16 protein-coding genes are annotated in these 14,921 nt (G+C 69.1%); 9 read left to right on the top strand and 7 right to left on the bottom strand.

Annotated features, from left to right (window positions below):
* Positions 1–66: 66 nt before the first annotated feature.
* From QNA09_RS18720 to QNA09_RS18710, 3 genes are read left to right on the top strand one after another with little or no spacing between them, the layout of a single operon-like run.
* Positions 67–357, top strand: coding sequence for a DUF2243 domain-containing protein (locus tag QNA09_RS18720; RefSeq protein WP_237210671.1), 291 nt, complete (start codon positions 67–69; stop codon positions 355–357).
* A complete protein-coding gene (locus QNA09_RS18715) occupies positions 357–3,056 on the top strand; it encodes a cation-transporting P-type ATPase (RefSeq protein ID WP_119700019.1) in 2,700 nt (899 codons plus the stop codon). Before QNA09_RS18720 ends, QNA09_RS18715 begins: the two co-directional genes overlap by 1 nt.
* Positions 3,057–3,061: 5 nt before the next feature.
* On the top strand, positions 3,062–3,910 hold the full coding sequence (locus tag QNA09_RS18710; RefSeq protein WP_244213259.1) for a universal stress protein: 849 nt from the start codon (positions 3,062–3,064) through the stop codon (positions 3,908–3,910).
* 104 nt (positions 3,911–4,014) lie between these two features.
* Here the strand turns inward: QNA09_RS18710 and QNA09_RS18705 are convergent, their stop codons facing one another.
* Positions 4,015–4,956: an ERCC4 domain-containing protein gene (locus tag QNA09_RS18705; protein WP_010593337.1), complete on the bottom strand. Its 942-nt coding sequence runs from the start codon at positions 4,954–4,956 to the stop codon at positions 4,015–4,017.
* Between the two features lie 118 nt (positions 4,957–5,074).
* Between QNA09_RS18705 and QNA09_RS18700 the strand changes: the two genes are divergently transcribed.
* From QNA09_RS18700 to QNA09_RS18690, 3 genes are all read left to right on the top strand, one after another.
* Positions 5,075–5,830: an SDR family NAD(P)-dependent oxidoreductase gene (locus tag QNA09_RS18700; protein ID WP_010593336.1), complete on the top strand. Its 756-nt coding sequence runs from the start codon at positions 5,075–5,077 to the stop codon at positions 5,828–5,830.
* 161 nt (positions 5,831–5,991) lie between these two features.
* On the top strand, positions 5,992–6,243 hold the full coding sequence (locus QNA09_RS18695; RefSeq protein WP_099528039.1) for a hypothetical protein: 252 nt from the start codon (positions 5,992–5,994) through the stop codon (positions 6,241–6,243).
* 47 nt (positions 6,244–6,290) lie between these two features.
* The gene (locus QNA09_RS18690; protein WP_119700330.1) at positions 6,291–7,424 is read left to right on the top strand and encodes a Rieske 2Fe-2S domain-containing protein; all 1,134 of its coding nucleotides are present in this window, start codon (positions 6,291–6,293) and stop codon (positions 7,422–7,424) included.
* 31 nt (positions 7,425–7,455) lie between these two features.
* Here the strand turns inward: QNA09_RS18690 and QNA09_RS18685 are convergent, their stop codons facing one another.
* The 4 genes from QNA09_RS18685 to QNA09_RS18670 form a co-directional block, all read right to left on the bottom strand.
* Positions 7,456–8,043, bottom strand: coding sequence for a TetR/AcrR family transcriptional regulator (locus tag QNA09_RS18685; RefSeq protein WP_119700018.1), 588 nt, complete (start codon positions 8,041–8,043; stop codon positions 7,456–7,458).
* 71 nt (positions 8,044–8,114) lie between these two features.
* A complete protein-coding gene (locus QNA09_RS18680) occupies positions 8,115–8,888 on the bottom strand; it encodes an IclR family transcriptional regulator (RefSeq protein ID WP_010593332.1) in 774 nt (257 codons plus the stop codon).
* A 471-nt stretch (positions 8,889–9,359) separates the two neighbouring features.
* Positions 9,360–10,271 carry a formylglycine-generating enzyme family protein gene (locus QNA09_RS18675; protein WP_029539939.1) on the bottom strand — a complete coding sequence of 304 codons (912 nt, stop codon included), beginning with the start codon at positions 10,269–10,271 and terminating at the stop codon, positions 9,360–9,362.
* Between the two features lie 444 nt (positions 10,272–10,715).
* Complete coding sequence (locus QNA09_RS18670; RefSeq protein ID WP_029539938.1) at positions 10,716–11,999, bottom strand: competence/damage-inducible protein A; 1,284 nt, start codon at positions 11,997–11,999, stop codon at positions 10,716–10,718.
* Positions 12,000–12,071: 72 nt separating this feature from the next.
* Between QNA09_RS18670 and QNA09_RS18665 the strand changes: the two genes are divergently transcribed.
* Positions 12,072–12,518: a hypothetical protein gene (locus QNA09_RS18665; RefSeq protein WP_237658121.1), complete on the top strand. Its 447-nt coding sequence runs from the start codon at positions 12,072–12,074 to the stop codon at positions 12,516–12,518.
* A gap of 7 nt (positions 12,519–12,525) precedes the next feature.
* Here QNA09_RS18665 and QNA09_RS18660 read toward each other — a convergent pair whose 3' ends face one another.
* Entirely contained in the window at positions 12,526–13,107 is a 582-nt protein-coding gene (locus QNA09_RS18660; protein ID WP_010593328.1) for a GNAT family N-acetyltransferase, read from the bottom strand.
* Positions 13,108–13,317: 210 nt separating this feature from the next.
* On the opposite strand from QNA09_RS18660, the gene QNA09_RS18655 reads away from it, so the two are divergent.
* Entirely contained in the window at positions 13,318–13,530 is a 213-nt protein-coding gene (locus QNA09_RS18655; RefSeq protein ID WP_010593327.1) for a ribbon-helix-helix protein, CopG family, read from the top strand.
* Complete coding sequence (locus tag QNA09_RS18650; RefSeq protein WP_010593326.1) at positions 13,527–13,883, top strand: type II toxin-antitoxin system PemK/MazF family toxin; 357 nt, start codon at positions 13,527–13,529, stop codon at positions 13,881–13,883. The genes QNA09_RS18655 and QNA09_RS18650 overlap by 4 nt, the downstream gene beginning before the upstream one ends.
* Positions 13,884–13,945: 62 nt before the next feature.
* On the opposite strand, the gene QNA09_RS18645 is transcribed toward QNA09_RS18650, so the two are convergent.
* Complete coding sequence (locus QNA09_RS18645; RefSeq protein ID WP_244213176.1) at positions 13,946–14,776, bottom strand: hypothetical protein; 831 nt, start codon at positions 14,774–14,776, stop codon at positions 13,946–13,948.
* Positions 14,777–14,921: the final 145 nt, after the last annotated feature.

The raw sequence follows: 14,921 nt of genomic DNA, 5'->3' as shown, positions 1-14,921 counted from the left end.
CATCCCCGTTTCGGCGTGATCCGTATGGGTGCTTCGACACGAGGCATTCACGAAGGGATCGGCGTCATGGTCGAGGCAGAACGGACCGCTGCACCCGCCCGGGAGCTGGCCCTGCCCGGAGTCGTTCACGGCCTGGAGATCGACACACTGTGGGACGGGATCTTCCACGTCGTCACCTGGCTCGCCGTCCTTGTCGGGCTCGCCTTGCTGTACTCGCGGCTGACCCGCGCCCCCGGACGCGTCTGGACGTTGCGGTCGCTGTGGGGCCGGATACTCGTCGGACGGTCCTCTCCGTGCGCGCGCCCTCGCCGCGAAGGTTCAGCACCCGCCACACCTGATTTGGTAAAGTGCAAGTAATGCACCGATGGCACGCGCTCGACACCACCGCCACGCTGGATCGTCTGGGCACCTCGCCGACCGGGCTGAGCTCGGACGAAGCAGAGCGGCGGCTGACCGAGCACGGTCCGAATGAGCTGCCGCGTCCCCCGTCGGACCGCTGGTGGTGGCGGCTGCTACGGCAGTTCCACAACGTCCTGCTCTACGTGATGCTCGGCGCCGCGGTCATCACCGCGTTCCTGCAGCACTGGATCGACACGGCGGTGCTGCTCGCCGCCGTCGTGATCAATGCGCTCCTCGGATTCGTGCAGGAGGGGCGGGCCGAATCGGCGCTCGACTCGATCCGGGCGATGCTCGCACCCCGCGCCCGCGTGCACCGGGACGGACGGATCGTCGATCTCCCCGCGGCCGACCTGGTGCCCGGCGACGTCGTCCGACTCGTCTCCGGAGACCGGGTGCCCGCCGACCTGCGGTTGATCCGCGTGCGCGAACTCCGAGTCGACGAGGCGGCCCTGACCGGGGAATCCGTCCCGGTGGACAAGACGTCCCACCCGGTGGACGCGGACAGCGAACTCGGGGATCGCCGGTCGGCCGCCTACGCCGGAACCGTTGCCGTGTTCGGGCAGGGTGACGGTGTGGTCACCGCTACCGGTGTCCACACCGAACTCGGCCGCATCAATGCCCTCCTCGCCGGAATTCCGAAGACCACGACGCCGCTGCTGCGGCAGATCGGCCGGTTCGCCCGGTGGTTGGCCGTGGTCATCCTGGTCGCCGCTGCGGCGACGTTCGTACTCGGAATCGCGTGGCGCGGGGAATCCCCGGCGCAGATGTTCACCCTCGTCGTCGCGCTCGCCGCCTCGGCCATCCCCGAGGGGCTGCCGGCGATCATGACGGTCACCCTTTCGCTCGGGGTGCAGCGGATGGCCCGGCGCAACGCGGTGATCCGGCGACTACCGGCGGTCGAGACGCTCGGTTCGGTCACCGTGATCTGCTCCGACAAGACCGGCACGCTCACCCGCAACGAGATGACTGTGCAGAAGGTGTTGTGCGCGCACCACCGCATCGACGTCGGCGGGATCGGCTACGCCCCGGTCGGGGCGCTGACCGCCGGCGAAGGCACCGTCGTGGATCGGGCATCCGTCCCCCCGCTGGATCTGGCCGTGCGGGCCGGTGTGCTGTGCAACGACGCGCGCCTGCTCGACGTGGACGGGGCATGGCAGATCGAGGGCGACCCCACCGAGGCGGCACTGCTCGTACTCGGACGCAAGGCGGGACTGACTCAGCAGGACGCCGAGCACGCCTGGCCGCGTCTGGACGTCGTGCCCTTCGAATCCGAACACCGATTCATGGCCACCCTGCACCGCGCCGACGACGATGTGCACGAGCGGATCTTCCTCAAAGGCGCGCCGGAGAAGGTGCTCGCGGCGTGTACCCATCAGCTCGAGAAGGACGGCTCGCGGACCGTCGTCGACACGGCCTACTGGAGCACCCGCGCGACAGAGACCGCCACGCAGGGACTTCGCGTGCTGGCCCTGGCCTACCGGGACCGCGACGCCGTCGGTGCAACCCTCGACTTCGAGGACGCCGAGCACGACTTCACCCTGCTCGCGCTTGTCGGGATCATCGACCCGCCCCGCGAGGAAGCCGTCGTCGCGGTCCGCGAATGCCACCGGGCGGGCATCACGGTCAAGATGATCACCGGCGATCACGCCGACACGGCCGCCGAGATCGGCACCCAGATGGGACTGGGCATCGGCTCGCGGCCCGTCACCGGCGCCGAGATCGAAGCACTCGACGAACCTGCGCTGCGGCGCGTGGTCGCCGACACCGACGTGTTCGCCCGGGCCAGCCCCGAACACAAGTTGCGCCTGGTGCGGGCACTGCAGGAGAACGGCCACGTGGTGGCGATGACCGGCGACGGCGTCAACGACGCCCCGGCCCTCACCCGCGCCGACGTCGGTGTGGCGATGGGTGCCGGCGGCACCGAGGCCGCCAAGGAAGCCGCCGACATGGTGCTGGCGGACGACAACTTCGCGACGATCGCCGCGGCGGTGCGCGAGGGTCGCGGCGTCTACGACAACCTCAAGAAGTTCGTGCTGTTCATGCTGCCCACCAACGGCGGCGAAGCGCTCGTGGTGATCGCCGCGATCCTGTTCCAGCTGACGCTGCCGCTCACCCCGGCCCAGGTGCTGTGGATCAACCTGGCCACGGTCAGCACCCTGGGCCTGGCACTCGCGTTCGAACCGACCGAGGCGTCCGTGATGCGCAGGCCGCCGCGTCCGCCCACCGAGTCGCTGTTGTCGGCGTTCTTCGTGTGGCGCGTGGCGATGGTGTCGGTGCTCATGATGGCCGGCGCGCTGGGGCTGTTCCTGTGGGAGCTGGAATCGGGTACGACCGTGGAGGTGGCCCGCACGATCGCGGTCAACGCGATCGTCGTGGCCGAGATGTTCTACCTGATCAACAGCCGCCGAATCGAGGGCTCGGTCCTGAACCGGGAGGGGCTGTTCGGCAACCGCTACGTACTGGGTGCGATCACCGCCTGCATCGGGCTGCAGCTGCTCTACACCTACACGTCGTTCTTCCAGACCGTGTTCGGCTCCGCGGGACTGACGCTCGTGGAGTGGGCGAAGGTGCTCGGCGTCGGGCTGACGGTCTTCTTCGTCGCCGAGGCGGAGAAATGGGCGGTCCGCCGCATCCGTGCCCGACGTGCCGAGTCGTGAGCACGATGGACACGTCCCCTCTTCGGCACATCCTGGTCGCCACCGACCTGTCCGACGGCGCGGCCGACGCGGTGCGCCGCGCTGCACAACTCGCCCGCGAGCACCATGCGCATCTCACCGCCGTGCAGGTCGTGCCGTCCCCGGCCGCACCGGAGACGACGCGGCGCGCGCACACTCTCCTGACGGACCATCTGCGCCGCTGCGGCGGCGACATCGAGGGCGTGGTCCGGGCCGGTGAGGTCGCCTCCACCGTCGGCGCCCTCGCCCGGGAACGCGACACCGACCTGCTGGTCGTCGGCGCGCACGGAGCCCGCCGGCTCGCCGGAGCGTTGCTGGGCAGCACCGCCGAACGTCTCGTCGGCACCAGCACCGCGACCGTACTGGTGGTCAAGAATCCACCGGCCGGCCCCTACCAGACCGTCCTCCTGGCCGTCGACACCTCTCGTGCCGCCACCTCGGCCGCCCACACCGCCGCAGCCTGGACCCCCGAGGCCGACCATGTTCTCGTACACGTGTCCGTCGTGATGGGCGAACAACTCATGCGACTGCACGGCGCCGACGACGCCGCGCTGGCGCAGCTGCGGCACGTCAGCACCGAACAGATCCGCCTCCACCTCGACGAACTCGCCGCGACCCTGATCCCCGAGCCCGCCGATACCCGCATCGAATCCGGCCACGCCCCCTCGATGATTCCGGAGATCGGAGCCGAGCACCGCGCCGAGCTGATCGCTGTCGGAACCGGGGAGCGTTCCGCCCTCGAATACGCAGTGCTCGGCAGCGTCGCCCAGCACGTGCTGCGACACGCCACCACGGACGTCCTGGTGGTGCCGGACACCGGTGCTCGCGCCAGGTGATCGATGCCCCGTCCGTAGCGTTGCGCCCAATGTTCCGGTGAGTGAGCACTTCTCGTGCCATCGCCCGGCGTGTCGTCACGAGAAGTGCATCGTCGGCGATCGCATCAGTCCGGGTGAGCCGCGCGCCACGCCTGCCAGACCTCGGGGCGGAGGCGGCCGCGGTCCGGCACGGGTAGGCCCTGCGTGCGGGCCCAGGCTCGGACCTCGGCCGTCGACGGCGCCGCGGTGGCGGGCGCGGCGATGCGGGCGATGGCCGGGCTCTCGGTCTCGGCCCAGACGTAGGCGGCCGCGAGATACCGGTAGGTCCACTGTTCGGCGAGTGCACGGGTGTCGCAGAACACGATCGGCACGTTCGGCCAGCGCACCTGCAGCTCGGCCAGGCCGTCGGCGACGGTCGCCGGCCGCACCCGGTCGAGCGCGAAGATCGCCGAATATCGGTCCTCGACGACGACCGCGGCGCGCGGCAGCGCCGCCAGCTCGGCCAGTGCGTAGCGCAGGGTGCCGTTCGTCAGGCTGCCTACCAGGTCCGGAATCGATTTGCGTTCCACCGAGGCCACGAGACGCTCGTCGTGGAAGACGCCGTAGTCACCGCACGGCAGTGCCCGCTTGGTGAGGACGACCTGCTGGTCGGCGAACCGGTAGGCGTAGCGCTCGTGCGAGTCGACGACGATCGGCAGGTCGGCGACGCCCGCGGCGCGGGCGGTGGGAGTGCGCACGTTGGGGCGGGCCTGCTTGCGGGTGCGGGGGGACTGCCAGAACACGACGTCGCGTCCGCGGGCGGTGGTGTACACGATCTGTGAGCGGTTCTCGCGACCGCGGTCGAGCACCAGGTCGATCGCCGCGCCGCGGCGTGCGCACGACCGGACGGCAACGCGCTCGACGACCTCGGGGTCGTCGGGCCACTCCTCGCTCGGCACGGGGTGGCAGTACAGCGCCTTCGTGCGCGGCCAGGTGCCGGAGGTCCGGAACACCAGCCCGCCGTCGAGGGGTACGCGCAGCAGGTAGCCCAGCTTGGACGCCGGGTCGGGGTTCACCGCGATCACCATTTCCACAGCTGTCAGGTTCCCATCCAGTGGAACTGTGCGCGGAAGTTGTCTGCCGGTTCGTGCCGTCGGGGCATCATTGGCGATTGATTGATCGATTACTCAATGAAGGAGGACGCACGTGAACTGTCTGAACGGGGAGACGGCCCTGGTGACCGGGGCGGGCCAGGGCGTCGGTCGCGGCATCGCCCTCGCGCTCGCGGCGGCCGGGGCCCGCGTGGCCCTCGCCGGCCGGACGGCGGAGAAGGTCGAGAAGGTGGCGGCGGAAATCGAGGAGCGGGGTGGTCGCGCGGCCGCATTCGAGTGCGACGTCACCGATGCGGATCGCATCGACCGTCTGGTCGAGCAGGTCGTCGCGCGCTTCGGCGGACTGTCGATCCTGGTGAACAACGCCCAGACCACCGTTCACGGCCATCTGCTCGAGTTGGACGAGGAGGTCTACCAGCGGGGAATGGACTCGGGACCGACCGCCACCCTGCGCCTGATGCGGGCATGCCACTCCCACCTGAAGGGCCGGGGTTCGATCGTCAACCTGGGGTCCGCGGCGGGAGTGCGCTGGGACCCGTCCGGATACGGCGGCTACGCCGCCGCCAAGGAAGCAATCCGGGTGCTGACCCGCACGGCAGCATGCGAGTGGGCGGCCGACGGAATCCGCGTCAACGCGATTCTCCCACTCGCGAATTCACCCGCGCTCGAGGTCTGGGCGCAAGACAGCCCGGACGAGGCGCGGGCCTACCTCGACACCGTACCCCTCGGTCGTCTCGGCGACCCCGAAACCGACATCGGCCCGGCGGTGGTGTTCCTGTGCAGTCCGGCTGCGCAGTACATCACCGGTCACTCACTGCCCGTCGACGGCGGCCAGGCGCTCATGCGATGAACAGATCCACGGACGAACACCCGAAGGAGAGAAACGTGCAGATTCCCGACGTGCTCGAACCGGCCCGGCCCAGCGAACAGGTGTCCCGCTGAGCTGACACCCCGCAGCGACGGAGCGGGGAACTTCCTACGCTCGGTGTACCCGAGGAAGGAAGTGATCGGATGCAGTCGCTCGAGTGCCACACGTGTGGCAACAAGGTGCTGGTGGCGAAGTACAGCCCGGTACACACGAGCATTCAATGGACCGGACCGGCCCACGAGACGTGCCGTGAATTCGCTTCGGCGGCAATCGCGGACAAGACCACGACCTACCTGCCCCGCTGTGGGGCGCTGCACGAGTCGGTCGATCGCGCCGTGCGCGACGGCCGGCTCGTGCCCTCCCGCCGGGTCGAACCCCAGCAGATCGAACCGTAGCCGGTCCGGCGTCGCCGCACCTGGAAGCACATCACTTGGAGGACTTCATGACTGTCGAACTCGAGACCATCGAGGTTCGGAGCGTCGAGACGGGGACCAACCCGACGCGGTATGCCCGCGGCTGGCACTGCCTCGGCCTGGCCAAGGCCTTCCACGACGGAAAGCCGCACCAGATACAGGTTTTCGGAACCGATCTGGTGGTCTTCGAGGACTCGAAGGGCGCCCTGCACGTGCTCGACGCCTTCTGCCGCCACATGGGCGGCAATCTGGCGCGTGGCGAGATCAAGGGCGACACGATTGCGTGCCCGTTCCACGACTGGCGGTGGGGTGGCGACGGTCGGTGCGCGGAAGTCCCGTACGCCCGCCGCACACCCAAACTTGCCCGGACGAAGTCGTGGATCAGCATGGAGCGCAACGGCTTGCTGTTCGTGTGGAACGATCCGCAGGGAAATCCGCCGCCGGCGGACGTGACGATCCCGGAGATCCCCGACTACGGGACCGACGTCTGGAGCGAGTGGACGTGGAACACCTTCCACGTGACCGGGTCGAACTGCCGGGAAATCGTCGACAACGTCGTCGACATGGCGCACTTCTTCTACGTCCATTTCCAGATGCCGCAGTACTTCAAGAATGTCTTCGAAGGGCACGTCGCCGCCCAGCATATGCGTTCGACGGGCCGCGACGACATCAAGACGGGTGTGCAGCTCGACCTCCCGGATTCTCAGACCATCTCGGACGCGATGTACTACGGTCCGTCCTTCATGCTCGACACCGTCTACACGGTGTCCGGGGATGTGACGGTCGAAACCAAGCTCGTCAACTGCCACTACCCTGTCACGCAGGACTCGTTCGTGCTGCAGTTCGGCACCGTCGTCAAGAAGGTGGACGGGGTCGGGGACGAGGAGGCCGCTGCGATGGCGACGATGTTCACCGAGGGCGTGGAGACGCAGTTCAAACAGGACGTCGAGATCTGGAAGCACAAGACCCGGATCGAGAATCCGTTGCTGACCGAGGAGGACGGCCCGGTCTACCAGTTGCGTCGCTGGTACAGCCAGTTCTTCGTCGACGTCGAGGACGTCACCCCGGACATGGTGCAGCGCTTCGAATTCGAGGTGGACACCACCCGTGCGCTGGAGAACTGGCAGAAGGAGGTCGACGAGACCCTCGCACGCCGGGCCTGATCGGTCGATGTGCGCACGCCCCCGTGGCCGGTCATTCGGCGCGGGGGCGGAAGCCGTCGACGAAGATGCGGGTGATCTCGCGAGCGAGATCGGCGTTGGAACGCTCCGACGTCGGTCGGTGCCACCGCGGTGCCTGCCAGACGGCATCACGGATCAGCTGGTAGAACACGTCCGGGTCGATGTCGTCGCGGAACGTCCCCTCGGCCACGCCGTCGGCGATGGCCGCCCGCCACGCTCTCTCGACCTCGTCGGCGGTCTCGGCCAGGTCGGCCTCGACGAGGCGGTCGCGCATGTACTCGCCCTCGCGCTGCCAGATCGTCGTGGCGCCGCGGTAGTCCTCCGACGTGGACAGGGCCAGCAACGCGAGTGCCTCGATCCGGTCGACCGGGGTCTGGGACTGCGCGGTGATCTCGCGACACCGCCCGCCCAGGTCGTCGATGTACTCGCGGATCAATTCGGTGACGATCGCTTCCTTGGACGGGAAGTAGTGGTAGAGCGCTCCGGAGTAGACGCCGACCTCGTCGGCGATCTCCCGGATGGTCGTCGCCGCAATCCCTTTGGACGCGAAGAGGTGTGCGGATCTGTCCAGGATCTGGCGGCGGCGCTCGTGCGGATCCATGGCACTCCTCGGGACTCGGTCGTCGGCCGGTCCATTGTGCCACATCTATTGATCAATCGATCAATGCGGTGTCACACCGCAGTCCGGGCGTTTCCGGCACGCAGGTGGGTGAAGCGCCGCCACGCGGTCAGTGCGGCCACGCGCACCGGAGCGGCCAGGGCGGTGGCGCGGATCGATGCAGACGGACCGCTGAGGGAGAGTGCTCCGACGCACTTGCCGGCCGGTCCGATCGGCGCCGCGACACAGGAGACGCCGGGCGCGGCCTCGTCGCGTTCGTGCGCGACGTGCTGCTCGCGCATGCGGGCGAGTTCGCTGCGCAACCGGCCCGGGTCGGTGACGCTGTGCGGGGTCCGGGCGGGGAGGGGATGATCGGCGAAGAGGGCTTCCACATCGTATTGCCCTTGTGCGAGAAGAGCTTTGCCCAGTGCCGTGCAGTGTGCCGGCTGCCGGCCACCCACGCGGGAGGGGATGCGCATCGAGTAGGGTCCGCCGACCTTCTCCAGGTACAGCACCTCGGTGCCCGTGAGCACCGCCAGGTGGACGACGAGGCCGGTGCGGCCGTGCAACTCGTGCATGACGGGTAGTGCGGCTCGGTGGAGGGCGTCGTTGTGCTGGACGAGGGAGCCGAGCTCGAGCATCTTCGTGCCCAGCGAGTACGCGGGTGCGTCCCGTCGGACCCAGCCGATCTCGACGAGCTGGTTCAGTAACCGGTGCGTGGACGAGCGGGGCATGCCCGTCAAGCGGGTGAGCTCGGCCAGGGTGAGCCGTTCGCTGTCGCGGAACGCCTCGAGCAGCCGGGCAGCGCGATCGATCACCGCCACCGGCACATCGTTGTGCGTCGTCACTATGCCTCCCACTGCGACAGAGGGTCCTTTACTGATCAAGCGATCAATCAATGATTGTGGTGACTCTAACAGCTCGGCGGCGGACCGTGAAGAGAAACACAGGATGGACGCGGTCGCGATGCCCATACCGATGCCGAACAGCAGCACCCACAGCACGAGCGGGAACTTCGCCGAGTGCGCGAACGCGGTGAGCACTGGCCCGGCACGTGGTGACAGCGGACGGGACGGGAATCGTCTACGACAGCCGCGGGTTCTTCGTCGCGTTCCTCGTGGCTGCCGTCGCCGCGCTCGCCGGTGCGGTGCTGGCGTTCTGGATCACGGCCGGGAGACGCGGGGAGGCGCCGCTCGCTGAACATCGGTCGTCCGTGACTGCGCAGTTGTCGTTGCCCGCGTCGGGGTGTCGTCACGACAACTGCGCAGTCGACCGGTCAGTGGGTGGCGAGCGCGACCCGGCGGCGGTCGTCGGCCTCGTCACCTGTCCGGGCGCACGATGCAGCGGAAACCGATGTGGCACGTCGACGTCTCGACCGACTCGCCCTGCCGCGCCGCCGGACGGTAGCGGAGGCAGTAGTTCGGCGCGCACAGGTGCGAGCCACCCTTGATCACGCGCCGCGGGTACGGGCCGGACTCGTCGCCGGCACCCGTACGGGGATTGCTGGGGATGCAGCAGGCGTGCGCGGGGGCGGTGTCCCGACCGTCGGCGCCGTGGTGCGCGGTGTAGTGGTCCGCCGTCCACTCCCACACGTTGCCGGCCATGTCGACCAGTCCGTAGCCGTTGGCACGGTAGGAGCCGACGGGCGAGGTCCCCACGAAGCCGTCCTCGCCGGTGTTCTCCCACGGGAAGCGGCCCTGCCAGGTGTTGGCGCGGTAGCGGCCGTGGGGAGCGAACTCGTCGCCCCACACGAACCGCGCCCGATCCAGGCCACCGCGCGCGGCGAACTCCCATTCCGCCTCGGTCGGCAGCTCCTTGCCGGCCCACTGCGCGTAGGCGAGCGCATCGAAGTGCGACACGTGCGTGACCGGGTGACGGTCGCGTCCCGCCACGGTGCTGCCGGGCCCTTCCGGGTGCCGCCACTGCGCGCCCGGCGTCCACGCCCACCAGCGGCGGTAGTCGTCGAGCGGCACCGGACCTGGCGGTGGCACGAAGACCAGCGACCCCGGCACCAGCAGCTCGGGTTCCGCGTCGGGGTAGTCCCGCGGATCGGGTGCCGTCTCGGCGGTGGTGACGTGCCCGGTGTCCTTCACGAACCGCCGGAACTCGGCGACGGTCACCGGATGCTCGTCCATGAAGAACCCGTCAACCCGGACCTGGTGCACGGGACGCTCCTCGGGATAGAACTCCTCCGACCCCATCCAGAATGTCCCGCCGGGGATCCATGCCATGTTCCTGGGCGCGGTGGAAGTTGCTGTGGGGGCAGCCATGCACTCCAGGTTCTCAGACAGGCGCGCCGAGTGGGCGGGTTGTCCCGCTGGCGGGGTACTACGCGGAGCCGACCGACCAACCTCCCTGGGGACATCACACCCAGCGCACGGCCACCATCGTGATACCGCTGGTGTCTCGAGGTCGATGCACTACCGGGGATGGCTCACGTGTCGACCGAATTCGCCTCCGGCGGGATCCGGCCCGGCAATGTTGTCGGAATCGACATCGACGGTGATCCTCGTGTCCTGTGGGGTCGAGGCCGAGACACCAGACGGAAGGGGCTGACTTTGTCAGGTGCCACGCGGTCCCGTGTTCGCCGACAGTGTGCTGCGCACTCTCGTGGGCAACCTGACGCGTCGGCTGCTGCCGCCCTGGCCGCAGTGAACGGTGGTTCGGGTGCTGGTTCAATCTCGTTCGAGTTGTGCGACAACCAGATGCAGTGCGGCCGTGGTGGTGAGGGTTCGGACCCGTTCGCGGTCCCCGGGGAAGCGGCGGGTGACGGTGTACGTCGGCCGTCCGTCGATCGCGACGCCGAAGCAGACTGTGCCCACCGGCTTGGTCTCGGTGCCACCGTCGGGACCGGCGATCCCGGTGGTGGAGACCGCGACGTCGGCCCCGAGACGGCGTCGGGCGCCCTCGGCCATCGCTGCGGCGACCTGCTCGCTCACTGCACCGTGCGTGGCGATCATCTCGGCCGGTACATCGATCAGATCGGACTTCGCGTCGTTGGAGTACGAGACGACCCCGCCCATGACATAGGCCGACGAACCGGGGCGGGCGGTGAGACGCGCAGCGATGAGCCCGCCGGTGCACGACTCCGCAGTCGCGATCAGCCGGCCGTCGAGGGCGTCGATCAGCCGGTCGTCGATGGTGGAGCCGTCGGTCGAGAAGATCTTGTGTCCATGGTGTTCGGCGAGAACATCGAGAAGACGGCGATAGACGTCCGCGTCGCCGGAAGCGAATCGGGTCACCATGTCGAGTTCACCGTGTCGAAGACAGGTGGTGATCTCGAGTCGATCCAGGCCGGCGATCTCTGCTTCGGCCCGGCGCAGTGTCTCGGCGAGTTGCGCCTCGTGCAGTCCGTAGGCGCGCACGGTCTCCTGCTGCATGTCGTCGGCTCGGGTCAGCACCTCGGCCACCGCAGGTGAGGTGATCGCGCTCGGCCACATCGCCTGCAACTCACCGGGCGGCCCGGGGAGGACGACGATGGTCGGGACCGGCCGGTCACCGGCTACTGCGGGGATCACCACGCCCGGTGCTGTGCCGGTCGGCGGTAGGGCGGTGGCACCGGTGGGGACCCGCGCCTGTTTGCGGATCCCGGTACGCGTCGGCCCTTTGTCGAGATCCGGGGTGTCCGGGCGGTAGCGGCGGATGACACCCGCGATGTGTTCCTCGAGTTCGGGGTCGAGCAGCAGGTCACGATGACAGAACTCGGCGACGGTAGCGACGGTGAGGTCGTCGGCGGTAGGGCCGAGCCCACCGCTGGTGACGATGAGGTCGACGCCCTGGTCGGCGAGGAAGCGCAGTTGTGCGATCAGGTCGGCGGGCCGGTCGCCGCAGATCGTGATGTGGGCGACGTCGACGCCGAGTGTCAGGAGCTGACGAGACAACCACGGTCCGTTCTGGTCGGCAATCCTCCCGGTCAGCACCTCGGTCCCGGTTACGACGATTCCTGCACGCACGCTCACGGCGTCGAGCCTAGTCGGCAGCGTCCCTGCTCAGCGGTGACGTCGGCGAATAAGACCGATGGGCACACTCTCGTGTCGATTTCGCATTCGATGGTGGCTATCGGCGGGAAGCCGCATGCCTCCGAGCAGCTGGCCCGCCTGACGGGCGGAGCACCTCAGCGGCGCGGTCCGTTCGTGCGTCGCACCCTGCACCGCAGCGACGTGCACCGCTGGGCGGGACGGCTGACGCAGCTGCCGACACGTGAACGGGCGAGGCTGCTGCGCGGCATCTCGCCCGCCCGGGCCCGGCAGATCCCCGCCGGTGCGATCGTCGCCGACGAGGCGATGCGCGCGCTCGACGTCGATCTGCTCGACGTGAGTCCGTGGGCACTGCGCGAGGGCGTGATGCTGCAGCACCTGGCGACGGTGACCGCCCCGGACGTCGCGTTGCCGCTGCAACCGCTCGTGCCCGCCGAGCCGGAGAAGGCGCAACTGGTGTCGTTGCCGACGGAAGCGTCGAAGCGAACGGGATTCGCGTGACGGGACGTTACTCGCGCATCATCGCCCATGTGCGCGGCCCGTCGCCGGGCAGATCCACGGCGCCGACGACGTCGAACCCGAGCCTGCGGTAGAACGCGACGTTCCGCTCCGATGAGGTCTCGAGATACGCCGGTACCCCCGCCTCGCGGGCCTCCCGGAGGCCGGGGGCGAGGACCGCGCCGCCCAGGCCCGAGCCCTGCCGGTCCGGATCGACGGCGACGGTCGCGAGGAACCACGCCGGCTCGCTGGGCCGCAGCGGGGCCAGCGCCTCGTCCGCGGCCGTCGCCGCGTCGGCCCGATCGCCGGACAGCTCGGAGACGCGCGCGGCGATGCGTGCGAAAGCTTCTGGGGTATCGGTGGATTCGGGCGTGATCCACACGGCGACGGCCGTGGCGTCGTCGGACACCCACACTCGCCCGCAGCGCAGACCGATCTCGGTCAGGTACAACCGCTGCAACTCCTCGACGCGGTGCAGGTGGTCGCGGGCGTCGACGGTGTGGCGGGTGAAGGGATAGTCCGCGAAGGCGCGCACCAGGGTGCGGGTCGCGCGGTCGACGTCGGTGGGTTCTGCAGGGCGGATCTCGGTCATCGCGCCGAGCGTAGATGCCGGCCTGCGGCGGCCGCGAGTTCTTTTCAGTTCCTCACAGTCGCGCGACGGGGTGCTTTCCGATCTCGGGGCCGCGCGGCCTCGCGTCCATGCCGGAGCCGCGGGGACACGCCCTGCCCGGCCCCGACTGATCGCACCCGACTCCGCGGATCGCATCATGTGCACCAGTCATACTTCGGTCATGCTTGCAGTATGACCGTCAAGTTCACGATCAGCCTCCCGGACGAGGATGCCCACGTCCTCGACGAGTACATCCGGGATCATGGGCTCCGCGGCCGGTCGGCGGGAGTCCGGGCCGCTGTCCGCCTGCTCGCGGCAGCCGGACTCGAACGGGACTACGCCACAGCCTTTGCCGAGGTCGACACAGACGACGCGTGGGATGTCACCACGGCCGACACCGAATGATCCGCCGAGCGCAGATCCACTGGGTCGATCCGGACCCGGCGCAGGGTAGCGAAGCGGCCGAGCGCCGGCCGGCAGTGGTCGTGAGCAACGACCGCGCCAACGCGACCGCCGAGAATCTGGGCAGAGGAGTGGTCACCGTCGTTCCTCTGACCACCAACACCTCACACGTCTTTCCGTTCCAGGTACTCGTGGAACCCGACGAGTCAGGGCTGACCAGAGCAGCGAAAGCTCAGGCAGAACAGGTACGTTCGGTGTCCGTGCGTCGCCTGGACACCGAACCTGTCGGAAGGCTCGGGGCGAGAACTCTCGCAGCGCTCGAGGAAGCGCTGCGGCTACATCTCGATTTGCGTTGACGGCCGCCAGGTCTGGTCGGGCGAGCGCGGGGAGTGGCTGTCGTCTTGTCGGTCGAAGCCCGTCACCCCGGTTCTCGTCGCCTGACCGGGTCGGTGGGACGGATCTCGAACCGCTCGGGGATCCGCAGCCACGCGGTGCTCACCGTCGACCAGTCCCCGACGCCGGGCCACGGTCCGGACTGGCTGTGGCGGTAGCCGCCCGCCTCGTACCGGTCGTACGGCACCTCCGACAGCCGCGGATGGGCGCACAGCAGGCCGAGCGCAGACAGGTGCACGGCGTCCCACCGCTCGGCGATCGACGGCCAGTCCGGGACGTGCGCCCCGCGGTATTCGAGCGGGTGCGCGGCGATCAGCTCGGCCCAGTCGTCGGCGGTGTCGATCCGGACGATCCGTGCGACGTCCGGGTCGAAGTGCACCGTGTAGCGGGCGGGGTCGGTCGCGCTGCGCAGGTTCTCGCCGCTGGCACCCCACGTGTCGGACGTCCCGTCGTCGAGGGGCGTCGCGGTCCAGAACGCGCCGTCGGGCAGCGCCCCGGGCCGCGCGCGGTTGCGCACCCGCGGCACGCTCAGTTCGGTGACGGCGCCCTGATGCACCTGCGGGTTGACCAGCGTGTCGCGACTCGGCGCACGCAGGGCGTCGCAGATCGCCTCGCTCATCTCACGGACGGCGGGGGAGGTGACGGGCAGATCCAGGATCTCGTTGGCGCCGTTGCCGTAGAGGTACTCGCCGACGATCCGCAGCGCATTCTCGACGAAGTCCTCGAGCGAGTCGGCCTCGACGAACTCGGTGACGGACGGCTGTGGATCCGCGGTGCAGTAGGCGCGCAGGTGCCACTGGACGAGCATGCGGCCCGGCACGGTGTCGAGCAGGTTCGCCGCCACATCGGAACACATGGTCGACATGCTGCCGCATCGGTCGCGCTGTCGACACGAACTCCGCAATCCACCGATTTCGGTGTCGGTCCTCGTCGCTGCAGGACGCCGGCATGCCTGCGGAGCTTCCTGAACTGAGCGAGTCCCGGTGATCGGAGCCTGCAGC

Origin of the sequence: Rhodococcus sp. AH-ZY2 (assembly GCF_030916465.1) — a bacterium.
Classification (GTDB): domain Bacteria; phylum Actinomycetota; class Actinomycetes; order Mycobacteriales; family Mycobacteriaceae; genus Rhodococcus; species Rhodococcus ruber.
Note: the sequence above shows the minus strand (reverse complement) of the source record. Positions and strands in the feature narration are given on the sequence as shown.